Source organism: Parasegetibacter sp. NRK P23 (assembly GCF_023721715.1).
Taxonomy (GTDB): domain Bacteria; phylum Bacteroidota; class Bacteroidia; order Chitinophagales; family Chitinophagaceae; genus Parasegetibacter.
In genome coordinates this window covers 1-1,215 of the sequence record NZ_JAMDLG010000031.1, presented here as the reverse complement: position 1 = coordinate 1,215, position 1,215 = coordinate 1, and the positions used below count along the sequence as shown (strand labels likewise).

The window sequence follows — 1,215 nt, the reverse complement described above, 5'->3', positions numbered from 1 at the left end:
CGGTCAGTTCAAAATTAGAGGATTGATTTGATTTTCGACCGCTTTATCCACTACCGTCCGCGCTTCAATGTGTGAAGGATTTTCGCTTGCCGGTGTGGATAAAGCTGCCTGCTGATTATTTGCGGCAACCCAATTGCTTAAGTAGCGCGCGGGCGATTGATAGCCGAGCGATTTATGTGGGCGACCCTGGTTGTAGTCTGTCCGCCATTCCTCACACATCATCCTTACTTCCCGAAGGCTGGAAAACAAGTATGCGTTGAGCAATTCCCTGCGTATGCTGCCGTTTTTTCGTTCAATGTATCCGTTTTGCATTGGTTTGCCTGGTTGTATAAACTGTAAAGTGATCTGCTTGCTGTTGCACCATTCTTCCAATCGGTGGGAGATGAACTCTGGCCCGTTGTCTACCCGTATGTTGGCCGGCTTTCCTCTTTGGTTAAGCAGCCGTTCCAGCGCCCTGATCACTCTTAGGGTTGGAAGTGAAGTATCCGCCTCAATGCACAGGGATTCCCGGTTAAAATCATCCAGGACATTGAGCAAACGGAACCTTCTTCCATCTACCAGGGAGTCGCTCATGAAGTCGATGCTCCATACCTGATTGGGAGCCGTTGGTGTAAGCAAAGCCTGTTTTACTCTTTCCGGAAGCCTTTTTCTGGCCCTTCTCCGGATGTTGAGTTTCATTTTCCTGTATACCCGCCGCACCCGCTTATGGTTCCATTGCTCCCCACGGTTACGGAACCGGTGGTAGGATTGCCAGAAACCGATAGCGGGATGCCTGGTGGTGAGAGCAGTGAGCGCTTCCTCAATGGCGCTATCGTCTTTGATTCTGGCCGTATAATGGTAGCTACTTCGTGGCAGTCGCACAATCTTACAAGCCTTGCTGACACTGCACCGCTCTTCGAAAACCAAATATTGAACGGTTTCTTTTTTCTCAGCAGGGCTTAAAACTTTTTTTCGATCAGGTTTTTCATGGCGCGGTTCTCGAAGGTCAGTTCAGCCACAATTTTCTTGTATTGACTGAGTTCGGCTTCCATATCCTTCATCTTTTTAACGTCGCTGACCTCCATGCCGCCATATTTCGCTTTCCAATTGTAAAAGGTCGCTTCGCTGATACCCAACTCACGGCATACCTCTTTGGTGGGAATGCCCGATTCCTGTTGCTTGATCGCAGCCACTATTTGGCTCTCGGTAAATCTTGTCTTTTTCATCGTAGTTAAC

1 pseudogene is annotated in these 1,215 nt (G+C 48.7%); it reads right to left on the bottom strand.

What is annotated here, in order from left to right:
• Window positions 1-132: 132 nt before the first annotated feature.
• Window positions 133-1,205 (bottom strand): annotated as a pseudogene (locus M4J38_RS19455) (IS3 family transposase); the annotation flags it as partial.
• Window positions 1,206-1,215 lie beyond the last annotated feature (10 nt).